Source organism: Pseudomonas sp. B10 (assembly GCF_900156235.1).
GTDB lineage: Bacteria > Pseudomonadota > Gammaproteobacteria > Pseudomonadales > Pseudomonadaceae > Aquipseudomonas > Aquipseudomonas siliginis.
Map to the genome: position 1 here is coordinate 4,477,538 of NZ_LT707063.1, position 16,781 is coordinate 4,494,318.

General features: G+C 60.1%; 14 protein-coding genes and 1 pseudogene. 5 read left to right on the forward strand and 10 right to left on the reverse strand.

Annotation, left to right across the window (positions count from 1 at the left end; genetic code table 11):
• The first annotated feature begins 125 nt into the window (after positions 1-125).
• Together BXA01_RS20250 and BXA01_RS20255 are read left to right on the forward strand one after the other, a co-directional pair.
• The gene (locus BXA01_RS20250; RefSeq protein WP_024011586.1) at positions 126-806 is read left to right on the forward strand and encodes a Fe2+-dependent dioxygenase; all 681 of its coding nucleotides are present in this window, start codon (positions 126-128) and stop codon (positions 804-806) included.
• On the forward strand, positions 803-1,561 hold the full coding sequence (locus BXA01_RS20255) for a tetratricopeptide repeat protein (RefSeq protein ID WP_076565813.1): 759 nt from the start codon (positions 803-805) through the stop codon (positions 1,559-1,561). The genes BXA01_RS20250 and BXA01_RS20255 overlap by 4 nt, the downstream gene beginning before the upstream one ends.
• Before the next feature lie 183 nt (positions 1,562-1,744).
• Here BXA01_RS20255 and BXA01_RS20260 read toward each other — a convergent pair whose 3' ends face one another.
• The 5 genes from BXA01_RS20260 to BXA01_RS20280 all read right to left on the reverse strand — a co-directional run bounded on the left by BXA01_RS20260 (position 1,745) and on the right by BXA01_RS20280 (position 6,981).
• Positions 1,745-2,908 carry a type III PLP-dependent enzyme gene (locus BXA01_RS20260; RefSeq protein ID WP_016771733.1) on the reverse strand — a complete coding sequence of 388 codons (1,164 nt, stop codon included), beginning with the start codon at positions 2,906-2,908 and terminating at the stop codon, positions 1,745-1,747.
• 648 nt (positions 2,909-3,556) lie between these two features.
• Entirely contained in the window at positions 3,557-4,714 is a 1,158-nt protein-coding gene (locus BXA01_RS20265) for an osmoprotectant ABC transporter ATP-binding protein OsmV (RefSeq protein ID WP_076565815.1), read from the reverse strand.
• A complete protein-coding gene (locus BXA01_RS20270; RefSeq protein WP_024011588.1) occupies positions 4,711-5,364 on the reverse strand; it encodes an ABC transporter permease in 654 nt (217 codons plus the stop codon). Before BXA01_RS20270 ends, BXA01_RS20265 begins: the two co-directional genes overlap by 4 nt.
• A 13-nt stretch (positions 5,365-5,377) precedes the next feature.
• Entirely contained in the window at positions 5,378-6,271 is an 894-nt protein-coding gene (locus BXA01_RS20275) for a glycine betaine ABC transporter substrate-binding protein (RefSeq protein ID WP_016771730.1), read from the reverse strand.
• Positions 6,272-6,291: 20 nt separating this feature from the next.
• Entirely contained in the window at positions 6,292-6,981 is a 690-nt protein-coding gene (locus tag BXA01_RS20280; RefSeq protein WP_166554532.1) for an ABC transporter permease, read from the reverse strand.
• Positions 6,982-7,339: 358 nt separating this feature from the next.
• Between BXA01_RS20280 and BXA01_RS20285 the strand changes: the two are divergent.
• The 3 genes and pseudogenes from BXA01_RS20285 to BXA01_RS20295 all read left to right on the forward strand — a co-directional run bounded on the left by BXA01_RS20285 (position 7,340) and on the right by BXA01_RS20295 (position 10,956).
• Positions 7,340-8,923 (forward strand): annotated as a pseudogene (locus BXA01_RS20285) (peptide chain release factor 3).
• Between the two features lie 479 nt (positions 8,924-9,402).
• Complete coding sequence (locus BXA01_RS20290) at positions 9,403-10,533, forward strand: MFS transporter (protein ID WP_231990993.1); 1,131 nt, start codon at positions 9,403-9,405, stop codon at positions 10,531-10,533.
• Positions 10,534-10,692: 159 nt separating this feature from the next.
• Complete coding sequence (locus tag BXA01_RS20295) at positions 10,693-10,956, forward strand: hypothetical protein (protein WP_076565818.1); 264 nt, start codon at positions 10,693-10,695, stop codon at positions 10,954-10,956.
• 207 nt (positions 10,957-11,163) lie between these two features.
• Here the strand turns inward: BXA01_RS20295 and BXA01_RS20300 are convergent, their stop codons facing one another.
• The 5 genes from BXA01_RS20300 to BXA01_RS20320 all read right to left on the reverse strand — a co-directional run bounded on the left by BXA01_RS20300 (position 11,164) and on the right by BXA01_RS20320 (position 16,740).
• Positions 11,164-12,144 (reverse strand): peptide ABC transporter ATP-binding protein, encoded by a 981-nt coding sequence (locus BXA01_RS20300; RefSeq protein WP_016771723.1) that lies wholly within the window; start codon positions 12,142-12,144, stop codon positions 11,164-11,166.
• Positions 12,144-13,112, reverse strand: coding sequence for an ABC transporter ATP-binding protein (locus BXA01_RS20305; RefSeq protein WP_016771722.1), 969 nt, complete (start codon positions 13,110-13,112; stop codon positions 12,144-12,146). The genes BXA01_RS20300 and BXA01_RS20305 overlap by 1 nt, the downstream gene beginning before the upstream one ends.
• Before the next feature lie 10 nt (positions 13,113-13,122).
• Positions 13,123-14,049, reverse strand: a complete 927-nt coding sequence (locus BXA01_RS20310) for an ABC transporter permease subunit (RefSeq protein ID WP_016771721.1) — start codon at positions 14,047-14,049, stop codon at positions 13,123-13,125.
• A gap of 11 nt (positions 14,050-14,060) precedes the next feature.
• Positions 14,061-15,071 (reverse strand): ABC transporter permease subunit, encoded by a 1,011-nt coding sequence (locus BXA01_RS20315; RefSeq protein ID WP_016771720.1) that lies wholly within the window; start codon positions 15,069-15,071, stop codon positions 14,061-14,063.
• Between the two features lie 73 nt (positions 15,072-15,144).
• The gene (locus BXA01_RS20320) at positions 15,145-16,740 is read right to left on the reverse strand and encodes an ABC transporter substrate-binding protein (RefSeq protein WP_076565820.1); all 1,596 of its coding nucleotides are present in this window, start codon (positions 16,738-16,740) and stop codon (positions 15,145-15,147) included.
• Between the last annotated feature and the right edge of the window lie 41 nt (positions 16,741-16,781).

Below are 16,781 nucleotides of genomic sequence, written 5' to 3' on the forward strand. Positions count from 1 at the left end.
GCATTGAATTTACATTCTTTACAATTTGCCCTTACGGTTTCTGCTTGTTCATCCGTCTCGGGGGTTTTACACAGTCAATAAGAATCAATACCATTGCCTCCTTCTTGCCATCAGGTGACATCGCCATGCTGCTGCACATTCCCGGGCTGTTCGCAAAAGACGAAGTGCAGCGCATCCGCCAGGCCCTGGAGCAAGCGGATTGGGCCGATGGCAAGATCACCGCCGGCTTCCAGTCGGCCAAGGCCAAGCACAATCTGCAACTGCCCGAAGGCCACCCGCTGGCGAAGGAAATCGGCGCGGCGATGCTTGAGCGGTTGTGGAAAAATCCGCTGTTCATGTCTGCCGCACTGCCGCACAAAGTCTTCCCGCCGTTAGTGAACTGCTACACGGCCGGCGGCAGTTTCGATTTCCACATCGACAATGCCGTGCGCCAGCCCAAGGGCAGCATCGAGCGGGTGCGCACCGATTTGTCGGCGACGCTGTTTTTCAGCGAGCCGGAAGATTACGACGGCGGCGAACTGGAGATTCAGGACACCTACGGCACTCAGCGCGTGAAGCTGCCAGCCGGCGACATGGTGTTGTATCCGGGCACCAGTTTGCACAAGGTCAATGCGGTCACCCGTGGTGCGCGTTATGCCTCGTTTTTCTGGACGCAGAGCCTGGTGCGCGAAGACAGCCAGCGCGCGCTGCTGTTTGAAATGGACGGGGCGATTCAGCAACTGACCCAGGACGTTCCCGATCACCCTTCGCTGATCCGCCTCACTGGCACTTATCACAACCTGCTGCGGCGCTGGGTCGAGGTATGAGTTTCCACTTGCGCCGCGAGGAAGTTCTCAACGGTGAACAGCTGCGCGCCATGCTCGGCGAAAGTCCCGCCCGCGCTGCGCAGGCGATCTTGCTGGCGGCAGGCGAGGGCGAGGTTGAAGCGCAGGCGCTGCTTGGGCAGATCCTGCTGGACGGTCAGGGCATCGCGCAGGATCAACCGCTTGCATTGCGCTGGTTCGGCATCGCCGCCGGGCGTGGACATCTGATGGCGCGCAACATGCTCGGGCGTTGTCATGAGCATGGTTGGGGTTGTGCGGCGGATGCCTCGGTCGCGGCGCAGCATTATCGAATCGCTGCCGAGGCGGCGCTGGACTGGGCGATGTACAACCTGGCCAATCTGCTGGCCACCGGGCGCGGGGTGAAGGTTGATCATCAGCATGCGCTGGCGTTGTACCGGCGCGCGGCTGAGTTGGGTCACGCGAAATCGATGAATCTGCTGGGGCGCTATCTGGAGGAAGGGCAGGTGTGTCAGGCGGATCCGCTGGCGGCGCGTGACTGGTATCGGCGTTCGGCCGAGGGTGGGGATTTTCGTGGGCAGTTCAGTTATGCAGCGGTGTTGGCGGCGGAGGGACGGGTTGATGAAGCGGTCGAGTGGCTGGAGAAAGCCTTGGCCGCCGGCAATCTGAATTTCCTGCGGGTGGCGAGTCAGACGCTGGCTGATGCGACAGATCTGCGGATTCAGGCTTTGGCAACTCGATACCAGCGGCGTGCAGATGAACTGACCCGCACCGCATAACCCTGTGGGAGCGAGCCTGCTCGCGAATTCGTCGTGTCAGTCACCCACATCTGTACTGACTCACCGCTTTCGCGAGCAGGCTCGCTCCCACAAGGGACCTCCTGGATCACAAAAAAGCCCATGACACGTCATGGGCTTTTCTCTTGCAGCTAGCACTAGCAGCTCGAAACTTGCCGCGGCCTCTTAAACGTAAAACGACTTCAGCGGCGGGAAGCCATTGAACTCGACCGCGCTGTAGCTGGTGGTGTACGCACCGGTCGACAACCAGTACAGACGATCACCAATCGCCAGGTTCAGCGGCAAGCCATACTTGTAGTTCTCGTACATGATGTCGGCGCTGTCGCAGGTCGGGCCAGCGATGACGACTTCTTCCATCTCGCCTTTCTTCTCGGTCCAGATCGGGAACTTGATCGCTTCGTCCATGGTTTCGATCAGGCCGGAGAACTTGCCCACATCGGTATACACCCAGCGCTCGACGGCAGTGCGCGACTTGCGTGCAACCAGCACCACTTCGCTGACCAGAATACCGGCGTTGGCAATCAGCGAACGGCCCGGCTCCAGAATGATTTCCGGCAGGTCATCACCGAAGTCTTCTTTCAGGAAGCGGATGATCTCTTCGGCGTAGGTTTCCAGGCTGTTGGTGCGGGTGATGTAGTTGGCCGGGAAGCCGCCGCCCATGTTGATCAGCTTCAGGTGAATGCCGTCTTCTTCTTTCAGGCGCTCAAAGATCACTTTGACCTTGGCGATCGCCGCGTCCCAGACGCTGATGTCGCGCTGCTGCGAACCAACGTGGAAGGAGATGCCGTACGGCACCAGGCCGAGGTCGCGAGCGAGGATCAGCAGGTCCATGGCCATGTCGGTCTGGCAGCCGAACTTGCGCGACAGTGGCCAGTCAGCCGTGGTCGAACCTTCAGTGAGGATGCGCACATAGACTTTCGAACCTGGTGCAGCCTTGGCGATGTTGCGCAGGTCGGCTTCGGAGTCGGTGGAGAACAGACGCACGCCCTTCTCGTAGAAGTAGCGGATGTCCTTGGATTTCTTGATGGTGTTGCCGTAGCTGATACGGTCCGGGCTGACGCCGCGATCCATGACCTTGTCCAGCTCGTAGATCGAGGCGATGTCGAAGCTCGAGCCCTTGTCTTTGAGCAGGTCGATGATCTCGACGGCCGGATTGGCCTTGACCGCGTAGTAGACCTTGGCGAATTCGAAACCGGCGCGCAGGTCGTCGTAGGCCTGGGCGATCATCGCGGTGTCGATCACCACGAACGGGGTTTCCTGTTTGTCGGCGAACGCCTTCATTTTGTCGAATGTAGCGCGCGCGAAATAGTCTTCGACCTGGATCGACATGCTGGGTGCTCCTATGGGCAAACTCGTAAAAACAATGGGTGCATGAACGCCCTCCGTATCCCCACTTTGGTTCGCCTACTTCCCAAGGCATGTCGCCGAAAGCAAAAAGGCCTGGGGATGTGCAGCTGTCCCTTGGCCTCGCTGTCTCGTCGTCAGTACTTGAGCCGGATGGATCGTTTCCAGCATGGACGTTCGGCGCGAACTTTAGGGCGTGAGGGGCGCGAGATCAACTAAAAATGTCGCGTTTTTGCACGCTTCTGACGTGCGTCGCGTTCATCACTCCTTCTACCCGACCGAGATGACGGGCAGATGTTCCCGGTGAATTTTCGAGTGTTAAACATATCTGCACGTTCGTGGCTTTTGTCGGCTAGATCGCAGGTAAGTGTGATAGCGGCAACATCGGCGACGTTGGCGTCGAGAGAGGGTTTTGAAGCGGGATTTGGACCTTGAAGGAGCTGAATTGACGACGCTCTTGCAGGAGAGGCTGTTGAGATTCTTTGTCACCCAGTGAAGATCAACAAAATTGCGTAGATCCTGTGGGAGCGAGCCTGCTCGCGAAGGCATTTTCACAGCCGCCATCAGCGTCGACTGATATTGCGCTTTCGCGAGCAGGCTCGCTCCCACAGGGTTTTGTGTTTTACCGATTAATCAGGCGACGACGACTTCAGCCGGCGAGACGATATTGGTCTTCATTCCCCGCGAACGTCCCGAGCTGAGGTATGCCGCGATCGATTCCTGCGTCACCTCACCGAGGAATACCCGTTCGGCATCCATCACCGGCAGCCAGGCGCGGTTGAACTCGTACATGCGCGACAACAGGATGCGCAGGTGCTCGTCGTACGCTGCGGTGGCGTTGAACTCACGCAGGAATTGCGCGCAGGTGCCGGTCTGGCGATGCAGGTCGCGACGGCGCACGTAACCCAGCGCCTTGTTCTCGGCGCAGGTGACCACGACGTAGCGACGGTCGTGCTCGTCCATCAATTCCAGCGCATCGGCCACCGGGGTTTCCGGGCTGACCGACGGCGCGTTGTCCGCCGCGTCTTCGGCCTTCACCAACAGCAGGCGTTTGAGCGTGCTGTCCTGGCCGACGAAGTTGCTGACGAAATCATCCGCCGGATGCGCCAGCAGGGTGTCCGGGTGGTCGATCTGCAGCAGTTTGCCGGCGCGGAAAATGGCGATCTTGTCGCCCAGCTTGATCGCTTCGTCGATGTCGTGGCTGACCATGATCACGGTCTTGTTCAGCGCGCGCTGCATTTCGAAGAATTCGTTCTGGATCATCTCGCGGTTGATTGGGTCGACCGCCCCAAACGGCTCGTCCATCAACAGCAGCGGGGCGTCAGCTGCAAGCGCACGAATCACGCCGATACGCTGTTGCTGACCACCGGACAATTCACGCGGGTAGCGATGCAGATACTGCTTGGGCTCGAGCTTGATCATGCTCATCAGTTCGCGGGCGCGGTCGTGGCATTTCTGTTTGTCCCAGCCGAGCAGTTTCGGCACCACGACGATGTTCTCTTCGATGGTCATGTTCGGGAACAGGCCGATCTGCTGGATCACGTAGCCGATGTTGCGGCGCAGGGTCACCTCGTCGAGATCGGTGGTGTCTTCGCCGTTGATGAGGATCTTGCCCGAGGTCGGTTTGATCAGGCGGTTGATCATTTTCAGCGTGGTGCTTTTGCCGCAACCCGATGGCCCGAGGAACACGCAGATCTCGCCTTCATTGACGGTCAGGCTCACCGAGTCCACGGCTTTGACATCTTTGCCGTTGCTTTGGAAAGTTTTGCTGAGGTTTTGAAGTTCGATCATTTTAGGAGTCCTTTTGGAGTCAGCGAGCGTTGCAGCCACTGCAAAACGAGGTCGGCGAAAATCGCCAGAAGACTGACCAGCAGCGCGCCGACGATAAGCATCGACATGTCACTGCGGCTGATGGAGGCGAGGATCAACACACCGAGGCCGCCGGCGCCGATGGTCGCGGCAATGGTCATCACGCCGATGTTCATCACCACGGCGGTGCGCACGCCAGCGAGGATCACCGGCACCGCAATCGGCAGTTCGACCATGCGCAGGCGCTGGCCGAAGGTCATGCCGATGCCGCGCGCAGCTTCGCGGATGCCCGGCTCGACGCCGGTCAGGGCGAGGTAGGTGTTGCGCATGATCGGCAGCAGCGAATAGAGGAACACGGCAGTGATCGCCGGCAGCGGCCCCAGGCCCTGGCCGAACTTGGAGTAGAACGGCAGCAGCAGACCGAACAGGGCAATCGACGGCACGGTCAGCAGCACCGTGGCGCTGGCCTGCAGCGGGCCGGCGAGGGTGGGAAAACGCGTCATCAGGATGCCCAGCGGCACGCCGATGACGATCGCCAGGGTCACGGCGATGCCGACCAGAGTGATGTGCTGCCAGGTCAGGTGCATCACCTGCTGCCAGTCGAGATGGGAAAAGGCGTTCAGAAATTCCATGACTTCTCCTCTCTTAATTCAGTGGGTGCTGGCGCAGGAAATCGGCGGCAACGGACGATGGGCTCTCGTGGTCGACGTCGACCCGCGCGTTGAGCTGGCGCATGGTTTCGTCGTCGAACAGTTCGGCCAGCGGCTTGAGTTGTTCGGCCAGTTTCGGGTTGGCGTCCAGCGTGGCCTGACGCACCACGGGAGCGGCGGTGTAGTCGGGGAAGTAATGCTTGTCGTCTTCCAGCAATTTCAGGCCGAAGGCGTTGAGACGGCCATCGGTGGTGTAGACCAGGCCGGCAAACACCTGACCGTTGCGTAGCGCGGTGTAGACCAGGCCGGCGTCCATCTGGCGGATGTTCTTGCGGGTCAGGTTCATGTCGTAGAGCTTGACCATGCCGTCGAGACCGTCGGAGCGGTTGGCGAACTCGGTATCCAGCGCCACCAGGTGGTTGGTTTTGGCCTCGGCGCGCAGCACTTCGTTGAGCTGGCTGATATTGCCGATCTGCGGGTATTGCTCGGCGACTTTTTTCGGCAGGGCAAGGGCATAGGTGTTGCTGAATTTCGACGGCGTCAGCCAGACCAGGCCTTTTTTCGCGTCGAGTTCTTTGACCCGGGCGTAGGACTGCGCGCTGTCGAGTTTCTCGGTGACATGGTTGTAGGCCACCAGCGACACGCCGGTGTATTCCCAGAGCAGGTCCAATTGGCCGCTTTCGTGGGCGCTGCGGGCGAGGTTGCTGCCCAGACCGCCGGTGATCTGCGCGTCGTAGCCTTTGCTGCGCAGGTATTGCGCGGTGATTTCGGCAAGCAGGGTCTGCTCTGTGAAGACCCGGGCGCCGAGGCGGATGACCGGTTTTTCAGCGGCTTGCGCGATTCCTGCGAACAGCAGGACGCAGCCTAAGATCAAGCTAAGTCGTTTCATAAATATTCCTTCGCAAAGCCTTAAGACGGGCGCAGACCGCGTTCCAGCCATAGGCGGCTGGCGAGGGTGACCACGCCATCGAGCAACAGCGCCAACAGCGCGGTGCACGCGGCGCCGAGCAGCAGTTGCGGCTGATTGTTCAGGGCGATGCCGGGGAAGATCAGGCTGCCGAGGCTGTTGGCGCCGATCAGGAACGCCAGCGGCGCGGTACCGACGTTGATCGCCAGTGCGACCCGCACGCCACCGACGATGATCGGCACGGCGTTGGGCAATTCGACTTTCCACAGCACTTGGCGCGGGGTCATGCCGATGCCGACAGCGGCTTCCTTCAGCGAGCCCTGCACATTTTTCAGGCCTTCATAGGTGTTGCGCACGATCGGCAACAGCGAGGCGAGGAACAGGGCGAAGATCGCCGGGCCACTGCCGATGCCGAGGATGCCCAGCGCAATCGCGAGCACGGCCAGCGGTGGCACGGTGTTGCCGATATTGAAGATCTGCATGAAGCGTTCGGCGCGGCCGACCATGCTCGGGCGGCTGAGGAAGATACCGGCGGGGATGCCCACGACAAGGGCGGCCAGCATGGAGGCGAGGACGAGAATCAGATGAGCTTGCAGGTAAAACAACAAATCGTCGCGGTAGTGTTCGATCGTGTTGATGCCGATCCAGTGGACCAGCAGGGCCAGGAGCGCGATCACCACCGCACCTCCCATCAGCCCTTTGCCATAGCGGATAGCCACAGGCGGACTCCTTTTTTTGTAGTCGGCGAGCGCAGTCCCGTGTGGCATGCCAAGCCTTGGCTGCCGGGAGCGTCGTTCGCGAAAAGTAGCCGTTTTTCAGAGCCGGCAAAGCGGTCTGAAAGCGAGCCATGAGCGCAGCCTCGTCAGGCTAACTTGCTGATTTTTCAGCCCCTGACGAAAGTTCGTAACAGGGGATGGACGTCTCCGTGCTTTAAAAGGTTCCCATCTGAGGCAGCATTTGGCCACCCTTAATGTGCTCAACGGTTCGGTTATTGCAGCGAGTTGGGCTATAATCGCGGCCCTTTTTTGAATCACCGCCAGGCGATTTCCCATGACCCAACAGGCCGCCGAAGTCGCGAAACGCCGCACTTTCGCCATTATTTCCCACCCCGATGCCGGTAAAACCACGATCACCGAAAAGCTCCTGTTGATGGGCAAGGCGATTGCAGTGGCCGGTACGGTGAAATCCCGTAAATCCGATCGCCATGCGACATCCGACTGGATGGAGATGGAGAAACAGCGGGGTATTTCCATTACCACGTCGGTCATGTAGTTCCCCTATCGCGAACACATGATCAACCTGCTCGACACCCCGGGCCACGAAGACTTCTCCGAAGACACCTACCGCACCCTGACAGCGGTGGACTCGGCCTTGATGGTGCTCGACGGCGGTAAGGGTGTAGAGCCACGGACCATTGCGCTGATGGACGTCTGCCGTCTGCGTGACACGCCGATCGTCAGCTTCATCAACAAACTCGACCGTGACATCCGCGACCCGATCGAACTGCTCGACGAGATCGAAGCCGTTCTGAAGATCAAGGCTGCGCCGATCACCTGGCCGATCGGTTGCTACCGCGATTTCAAGGGCGTGTATCACCTGGCCGACGACTACATCATCGTCTACACCGCCGGTCACGGTCACGAGCGCACCGAAACCAAGATCATCGAGAAACTCGACTCCGACGAGGCGCGCGCGCACTTGGGCGATGAGTACGAGCGCTTCATCGAACAGCTGGAACTGGTGCAGGGCGCCTGTCACGAATTCAACCAGCAGGAATTCCTCGACGGCCAGTTGACCCCGGTGTTCTTCGGTACGGCGCTGGGCAATTTTGGTGTCGACCACGTGCTCGATGCTGTCGTCGATTGGGCGCCGCGTCCGCTGGCCCGTGTGGCCAACGAGCGTACTGTCGAGCCGGTCGAAGAGAAGTTCTCGGGCTTCATCTTCAAGATCCAGGCGAACATGGACCCGAAACACCGCGACCGCATCGCCTTCATGCGTATCTGCTCCGGCAAGTACGAAAAAGGCATGAAGATGCGCCACGTGCGTACCGGCAAGGACGTGCGCATCGGCGACGCTCTGACGTTCTTCTCCTCCGAGCGTGAGCAACTGGAAGAGGCCTACGCCGGCGACATCATCGGTCTGCACAACCACGGTACGATCCAGATCGGCGACACCTTCAGCGAAGGCGAAGTCCTCGGTTTCACCGGTATTCCGCACTTCGCCCCGGAACTGTTCCGTCGCGTGCGTCTGCGTGATCCGCTGAAATCCAAGCAGTTGCGTCAGGGCTTGCAGCAGTTGGCGGAAGAGGGCGCGACGCAGGTGTTCTTCCCCGAGCGCAGCAACGACATCATTCTCGGCGCCGTCGGTGTGCTGCAGTTCGATGTGGTCGCCAGCCGCTTGAAAGAGGAATACAAAGTCGAGTGCTCGTATGAGCCGATCACCGTGTATTCGGCGCGCTGGATCGAGTGCGACGACAAGAAGAAGCTTGAGGAGTTTTCCAACAAGGCGGTGGAGAACCTTGCGCTGGATGGCGGTGGTCACCTGACTTACCTAGCGCCGACGCGGGTGAATCTGGCGTTGATGGAAGAGCGCTGGCCGGATGTGAAATTCCGTGCGACGCGGGAGCATCATTAAGGTTTGAGGTGTTTTTCTGAAAGCCCCTGAGGTGTAGGCCTTGGGGGCTTTTTTATGGGCTGCCGGTTTTGGTCTTGGCTTTTGGGCCGAGCATGGTCTGTCTTCATAACGTGCGCTGGGTTGGAGAACAATACGTCGCTTGAAATCCATTTTGAAGACACGACATGCGCACATGTCGTCGTCAGCGACATGAGATCATGACGTGTCGTCAAAATCTCAAAAAAGCGACACGTAGAGCGCACATGTTTCGGTTGTTGGAGAGTGCGAAGCTGAAAAGCAAGGTCAAAAGCCCGCACTCTGCGGCATTTCCTACAGTGTGTTGTAGGGCGGATCCTTTTTTCCGTGTTTTGGATGTGCTGGTATGCGACAACCGCCATGCTGACCGGTAGTGTTCCTGTCCCTGCAAGTCGTTCGAAGAGGTCAATGGAGTGACAAGTCGGCTGAATCCCCTGTTGCTTCTTAAAGGCTATTTCACCCCCATGGCCTGGGTCCTCGCGGCGCTGTTGTTCATCAACCGCCTCAGCGCCATGGTCAAGCTGTTCATGGCGCTGTACCTGCGTCAGGAGCTGGGTCTGGCGATTGAAACCGTGGGCTGGTTGCTTTCGGCCTATGGCGCTGGGTTGCTGGTCGGTTCGATGCTCGGCGGCTGGCTCAGTGATCATGTGCGCACGGCGCGGCTGACGGCGGCGTTGTTTTTCGTTTCGGTGTGGGTGCTGATGCTGTTGGGGCTGGTGACGCAGGTGCCGTGGCTGGCCGCTTTGCTGTTGCTCAGCGGTGTGATCGACGGCGCGATTCGGACGTTGCATCAGCGGCTGATCATGGAGTATTGCGAGGTCGCGCAACGTTCCCGTGCGCAGGCTCTGAGTCGGGTCGCGCGCAATCTCGGCATGGCCGCTGCCGGGGTGGCCGGTGGGGTCTTGGCGCAGGCGGATTTTCGTTGGGTGTTTTTTGTCAGTGCGGCGATGACGATGCTGGCGTTGCTGTGGTTCGTGCGCACGACGTGGCGGCGGCCGGTGCTGGTGGTTGAAGACGAATCGACCGATGGCTCAAGCCTGCCGTATCGCGACAAGCCGTTCCTCTGGCTGCTGGCGGCGACGGCCGTATTGGGCATCGCGTTCGACACGGTGTACAGCACGCTGGGCAATTATCTGCGTGATTACTACCACCTGAGCACCGAAGCGATTGGCTGGCAGTTCGGGCTCAATGCGCTGTTGGTGATCGCGTTGCAGATTCCGCTGTCGCACTCGGTCGAGCGTTGGGGCTCGCGCTGGCAGATGCTCGTCGGCAGTGTGCTGTTGGCCTGCGGATTGGGCATGTTGCCGTTCGGTTCCGGCTTGGCTTTTGTCTGTCTGTCGACGCTGATCTGGACGCTGGGCGAGGCGCTGTTCATGCCGCCATTGAATGTGCTGGCGATGCAGTTTGCCCAGAGCGGCAAGAGCGGTCAGTACTTCGGGCTGTTCTTCATGAGCTGGAGTGCCAGCGCGCTGTTGTCGCCGGTGCTCAGCGGTCAGCTGTATGGCCAGTTTGGCGGGCACAGTGTGTGGCTGATGAGCGCGCTGCTGGTGCTGCTCTCTATTCCGTTGACCTGGCAGGCCACGCGTGGCGCTTAGCTGTTTCAGTTATCGGGGTTATTCGAAAGCAATCTGGCGGTTGATGGCATTTCTGCCTGCGCGGTCGCGTCCTAAGTGGTGAGCCGGTCGGATCGCAACTAGATTTCACATCGAGCCAGTCCGGCAAGCATGTCTTAGCGCAACAGGATGGAGTCGGCCATGAAAAGCAGATTGCTACGGGTTTTGATGTTGTTGAAAGTGATGGTGATGCTGTCACTCGGCACCGCAACGGCGTGGGCCGAGTGCGAGGATCACGAATCTCAAGCGTTCAATGGGCAGGTCGGGCATAGCGGGCTGATGCTCGCCAAGTCCGAGTCGGAACCGGGGGATATGAATCAGGGCGGCAGCGCTGATGATGACGACACGACCACTGATGAGCCGGACACCGATGACCCGGATGACGAAGGCGATAGCCAGACATAGATCGCCGGCCAAAGAAAAACCCCTTCGGCCTCGACTGATGCGCAATCGAGGTGGAAGGGGTTTTGTTATCGCATGAATTCTTGAATCAACACGAACTCCCTGTGGGAGCGAGCCTGCTCGCGAAAGCGTCATTTCAGTCGACAATGTTGGTGACTGTTACACCGCATTCGCGAGCAGGCTCGCTCCCACATGAGATATTCCGTGGTCTTACGCCGCGCCGTCGAGGAACTGCTCGGCGTAGTGGCAAGCCACCTGCCGATTATCCAGTTCACGCAACAGCGGCTCTTCCGTGGTGCAACGTTCGGTCGCGTACGGGCAGCGCTTGTGGAAAGCACAGCCTGGTGGCGGGTTCAGCGGGTTGGGCAGTTCGCCGACGATCTTGATTTTCGGCTTGTTCGGGTCCGGGTGAATGGTCGGGGTCGCCGACAGCAGGGCCTGGGTGTACGGGTGCAGCGGGCGTTCGTAGATGTCGTTCTTCGGACCCAGTTCCACCGGGCGGCCGAGGTACATCACCATCACGTCATCGGCCACGTGCTGCACCACCGCGAGGTTGTGCGAGATGAACACGTAGGCGGTGTTGAACTCCTGCTGCAAATCCATGAACAGGTTGAGCACCTGGGCCTGAATCGACACGTCCAGCGCCGAAGTCGGTTCGTCCGCGACCAGCACTTTCGGTTGCAGCATCATTGCCCGCGCCAGAGCGATACGCTGGCGCTGACCGCCGGAGAACATGTGCGGATAGCGCTGGTAATGCTCAGGGCGCAAGCCGACCTGCTTCATCATCGCCTGAACTTTCTCGCGACGTTCGGTGGCCGACAGCTTGGTGTTGATCAACAGCGGTTCTGCGAGTTGATCGCCGATTTTCTGCCGTGGGTTCAACGACGCATACGGGCTCTGAAACACCATCTGCACGTCTTTACGCAATTGCTTGCGTTCGGCCTTGTCGGCGCCGGCGACTTCCTGGCCGGCGATCTGCAGCGAGCCCGAAGACGGCTCTTCAATCAGCGTAAGGGCGCGGGCGAGAGTGGATTTGCCGCAGCCCGACTCACCCACTACGGCGAGGGTCTTGCCGGCTTCCAGTTCGAACGACACGCCGTTGAGCGCGCGCACGGTGGCGTGGCCCTTGAACAGGCCACGGGAGACTTCGTAGTGACGGGTCAGGTCGCGGGCGGTAAGTACGACGGCCATTACGCCACCTCCTGGTTCAGCGGGTAGAAGCAGCGGGCGAGGCTGTTGGCTTTCGGATCAAGGCCCGGACGCTGGGTGCGGCAGTTGTCCTGCACGTACGGGCAGCGCGGCGACAGCAGGCAACCCTGTGGTCGGTCGTAACGGCCCGGGACGATGCCCGGCAAGGTCGACAGGCGTGAGGCGCCGAGGCTGTGCTCGGGAATCGCCTTGAGCAGCGCTTCGCTGTACGGGTGCGCCGGGATGTCGAACAGTTGCGGCACCTGACCGACTTCAACCGCCTGGCCGGCATACATCACGCAGACGCGCTGGGCAGTTTCCGCCACGACCGCGAGGTCGTGAGTGATCAGCACCAGGCCCATGTTCTGCTCTTTCTGCAACGCCAGCAGCAGATCCATGATCTGCGCCTGAATCGTCACGTCCAGCGCGGTGGTCGGTTCGTCGGCGATCAACAGTTTCGGCTCGCCGGCAATCGCCATGGCGATCGCGACGCGTTGGCTCATACCGCCAGACAGTTGATGCGGATAGGCGTCCATACGACTGGCGGCGCCCGGGATCTCGACTTTTTCCAACAGTTCGATGGCACGCTTGCGCGCTTGCTTGCCAGACATTTTCAGGTGCAGGCGCAGCACTTCCTCGATCTGGAAACCGACGGTGTAGCTCGGGTTCAGCGCGGTCATCGGATCCTGGAAGACCATCGACAGGTCTTTGCCGACGATCTGCCGACGCTGACGGTTGCTCAGTTTGAGCATGTCCTTGCCGTCGAAGCTGAGCGAGTCAGCGGTGACGATGCCGGGATGCTCGATCAGGCCCATCAGCGCCATCATGGTCACGGATTTACCCGAACCCGACTCGCCAACGATGGCCAGCACTTCGCCTTTGTCGACTTTCAGGTCGAGGCCGTCGACCACCGGAGTCGCGGTCTTGTCGCCGAAGCGGACGTTGAGATTCTTGATTTCTAGCAGTGACATTTGAATCTCCTCAGGCGGCGTTCTTGAGTTTCGGGTCCAGCGCATCGCGCAGGCCGTCGCCCATCAAGTTGATTGCCAGCACGCTGAGCAAAATGGTCAGGCCAGGCAGACTTACTACCCACCAGGCGCGTTCGATGTAGTCGCGGGCCGAGGCCAGCATGGTGCCCCACTCAGGGGTTGGTGGTTGTACGCCGAGGCCGAGGAAGCCCAGTGCAGCGGCATCGAGAATCGCCGAGGAGAAGCTCAGGGTCGCCTGCACGATCAGCGGCGCCATGCAGTTGGGCAGCACGGTGATGAACATCAGACGCGGCAGACCGGCACCGGCCAGACGCGCGGCGGTGACGTAGTCGCGGTTCAGTTCGCCCATGACGGCGGCACGGGTCAGACGCACGTAGGACGGCAGGGAAACCACAGCAATCGCGATCACGGTGTTGATCAGGCCAGGGCCGAGGATGGCGACGATCGCCACGGCCAGCAGCAGCGACGGCAGGGCCAGCATGATGTCCATCAGACGCATGATGGTCGGGCCGACCACTTTCGGGAAGAAACCGGCAAACAGACCCAGCAGGATCCCCGGAATCAACGACATCACCACCGACGACAAGCCGATCAGCAGCGACAGGCGCGAGCCCTGGATCAGACGCGACAGCAGGTCACGGCCGAGTTCGTCGGTGCCGAGCAGGAATTGCATCTGCCCGCCCTCCAGCCACGCCGGTGGCGTCAGCAGGAAGTCACGGTATTGCTCGCTCGGGTTATGCGGCGCGACCCACGGCGCGAAAATCGCGCAGAAAATGATCAGCAGCATGAACAGCAGGCCGGCAACGGCGCCCTTGTTCTTCGAGAACGCTTGCCAGAATTCTTTGTACGGCGACGGGTACAGCAGGCTTTGATCCACGGCGGACGTGGCGGTGGCTACTGAGGATGTTGGAGTGCTCATGGGTATTGACCTCAGCGCTGATGACGGATGCGTGGGTTGGCAAAGCCGTAGAGGATGTCCACCACGAAGTTGACCAGAATCACCAGGCAGGCGATTAACAGGATGCCGTTTTGCACCACCGGATAGTCCCGGGCGCCGATGGCTTCGATCAGCCATTTACCGATGCCGGGCCAGGAGAAGATGGTTTCGGTCAGGACCGCACCGGCCAGCAAAGTACCGACTTGCAGACCTACAACCGTCAGCACCGGGATCAGTGCGTTGCGCAGACCATGCACGAACACCACGCGCGACGGCGACAGGCCTTTGGCTTTGGCGGTGCGGATGTAGTCTTCGCGCAGCACTTCGAGCATCGACGAACGGGTCATCCGTGCGATCACCGCCAGCGGAATGGTACCGAGCACGATGGCCGGCAGGATCAGGTGATGCAGGGCGTCGAAGAACGCGCCGACGTCATCGGCCAGCAGCGTGTCGATCAGCATGAAGCCGGTTTTCGGCTCGATGTCATACAGCAGGTCGATGCGCCCGGAAACCGGAGTCCAGCCCAGGCTCACCGAGAAGAACATGATCAGGATCAGGCCCCACCAGAAGATCGGCATCGAATAGCCCGCGAGGGAGATGCCCATCACCCCGTGGTCGAACAGCGATCCTCGTTTAAGTGCCGCGATCACCCCGGCCAGAAGCCCGAGGATGCCAGCGAACAGCAGGGCGGCCATGGACAGTTCCAGGGTCGCCGGGAAAAGAGAGGTGAACTCGGTCCACACACTTTCACGGGTACGCAACGACTCACCGAGATCGCCCTGGGCCAGTTTGCCGATGTAGTCCAGATACTGGGCATACAGCGGCTTGTTCAGCCCCAGGCGTTCCATTGCCTGAGCGTGCATTTCGGGGTCGACCCGACGTTCGCCCATCATCACTTCCACGGGGTCGCCCGGAATCATGCGAATCAACGCGAAAGTCAGCAAGGTGATGCCGAAAAACGTGGGGATCAACAACCCCAGTCGGCGGGCAATAAAACTAAACATCTTGTGTGGTACCTCATCAGCCGGTTAGGCGTGTCCGGCGTCCCTCAGGTAAGGGACGCCGGGCGTTTCTTATCTACTTCACCTGGGTGGTGGCGAAGTTATTAGTGGTGAGAGGGCTGATGTGGTAGCCCTCTACATTGTTGCGCATTGCAGTGAACATCCGAGTATGGGCCATGCTGATCCATGGCTGGTCCTGATTAAACAGCACTTGAGCCTGTTCGTAGAGCGCGGCGCGTTCGGCCGGATCTACTTTAGCCCGCGCTTCATCCAGCAGTGCCTGGAATTTCTCGTTGCACCAGCGTGCGTAGTTTTCGCCGTTCTTGGCGGCCTCGCAACTGAGCATAGGCGTCAGGAAGTTATCCGGGTCGCCGTTGTCGCCCGCCCATCCGGCCGAGACCATGTCGTGCTCGCCGGCCTTGGCGCGCTTGAGCATCTCGCCCCATTCCATCACGCGGATGTCGATCTTGATCCCGACTTTCGCCAGGTCAGCCTGCATCATTTGCGCGCCGAGCATCGGGTTGGGGTTGGTCGGACCGCCGCCGTTACGGGTGAACAGGGTGAAGGTAGTGCCTTCCGGAACCCCGGCTTCCTTGAGCAGGGCGCGTGCCTTGTCCAGGTCGCGTGGCGGGTTCTTCAGATCATGGTTGTAGCCGAGCAGGGTCGGCGGGTACGGGTTGACCGCCACCGACGCGTTGCCCTTGCCGAACAGCGCGTTGACGTAGGCTTCCTTGTCGAACGCGATGTCGATGGCTTTGCGCACGCGTACGTCGCTCATGTACTTGTGCTGGGTGTTCATGGCGATGTACGAAACGGTCATCGCGTCCAGCTCGTCGACTTTCAGCTTGCTGTCTTTCTTGATGCTCGGAATGTCATCCGGTTTCGGATACAGCGCAACCTGGCACTCGTTGGCCTTGAGCTTTTGCAGGCGCACGTTGTTGTCGGTGGCGATCGCCAAAATCAACGCGTCGGCCGGCGGCTTGCCACGGAAGTAATCCGGGTTGGCCTTGAAGCGCACCTGCGCATCCTTGGCGTAACGCTGGAAGATGAACGGGCCGGTACCGATCGGCTTGTTGTTCAGATCGCCAGTCTTGTTGGCCTTGAGCAACTGGTCGGCGTATTCGGCTGGGTAGATCGACGAGAAGGCCATGGCGATATCGGCCAGGAACGGCGCTTCGCGGCGGGTCAGGGTGAACTTGACCGTGTTGTCGTCGACTTTTTCTACGCTTTTGAGCAGTTCCTTGAAGCCCATGCTTTCAAAGTACGGGAAGCCCACGCTGGACAGTTTGTGCCACGGGTGATTCGGGTCCAGTTGACGCTGGAAGCTCCAGACCACGTCGTCGGCGTTCATGTCGCGGGTCGGCTTGAAATATTCGGTGGTGTGAAACTTGACGCCTTTGCGCAGGTGGAACGTGTAGGTCAGGCCGTCTTCGCTGATGTCCCAGGAATCGGCGAGCGCCGGGATCACTTCGGTGGTGCCGGGCTTGAAATCGGCCAGGCGATTGAAGATGGTTTCGGCCACAGCATCCGCCGTGACTGCAGTTGTGTACTGGACCATATCGAAGCCTTCCGGGCTGGCTTCGGTGCAGACCACCAAGGGTTTGGCCGAGGCGCCGACAGCGACACTCAGCAACGCAGCCGCGATGGCCGCACGTAGGGGAAGCATTTTCATCGATAACCCTCTGCAATCGGTTGAAGACAGAAAACCGAACG

Excerpts from the sequence above, each read along its gene's own strand:
- BXA01_RS20250 (WP_024011586.1), top strand. The coding sequence starts at position 126 with ATGCTGCTGCACATTCCCGGGCTGTTCGCAAAAGACGAAGTGCAGCGC.
- BXA01_RS20255 (WP_076565813.1), top strand. The coding sequence starts at position 803 with ATGAGTTTCCACTTGCGCCGCGAGGAAGTTCTCAACGGTGAACAGCTG.
- BXA01_RS20260 (WP_016771733.1), bottom strand. The coding sequence starts at position 2,908 with ATGTCGATCCAGGTCGAAGACTATTTCGCGCGCGCTACATTCGACAAA.
- BXA01_RS20265 (WP_076565815.1), bottom strand. The coding sequence starts at position 4,714 with ATGATCGAACTTCAAAACCTCAGCAAAACTTTCCAAAGCAACGGCAAA.
- BXA01_RS20270 (WP_024011588.1), bottom strand. The coding sequence starts at position 5,364 with ATGGAATTTCTGAACGCCTTTTCCCATCTCGACTGGCAGCAGGTGATG.
- BXA01_RS20275 (WP_016771730.1), bottom strand. The coding sequence starts at position 6,271 with ATGAAACGACTTAGCTTGATCTTAGGCTGCGTCCTGCTGTTCGCAGGA.
- BXA01_RS20280 (WP_166554532.1), bottom strand. The coding sequence starts at position 6,981 with ATGGGAGGTGCGGTGGTGATCGCGCTCCTGGCCCTGCTGGTCCACTGG.
- BXA01_RS20290 (WP_231990993.1), top strand. The coding sequence starts at position 9,403 with ATGGCCTGGGTCCTCGCGGCGCTGTTGTTCATCAACCGCCTCAGCGCC.
- BXA01_RS20295 (WP_076565818.1), top strand. The coding sequence starts at position 10,693 with ATGAAAAGCAGATTGCTACGGGTTTTGATGTTGTTGAAAGTGATGGTG.
- BXA01_RS20300 (WP_016771723.1), bottom strand. The coding sequence starts at position 12,144 with ATGGCCGTCGTACTTACCGCCCGCGACCTGACCCGTCACTACGAAGTC.
- BXA01_RS20305 (WP_016771722.1), bottom strand. The coding sequence starts at position 13,112 with ATGTCACTGCTAGAAATCAAGAATCTCAACGTCCGCTTCGGCGACAAG.
- BXA01_RS20310 (WP_016771721.1), bottom strand. The coding sequence starts at position 14,049 with ATGAGCACTCCAACATCCTCAGTAGCCACCGCCACGTCCGCCGTGGAT.
- BXA01_RS20315 (WP_016771720.1), bottom strand. The coding sequence starts at position 15,071 with ATGTTTAGTTTTATTGCCCGCCGACTGGGGTTGTTGATCCCCACGTTT.
- BXA01_RS20320 (WP_076565820.1), bottom strand. The coding sequence starts at position 16,740 with ATGAAAATGCTTCCCCTACGTGCGGCCATCGCGGCTGCGTTGCTGAGT.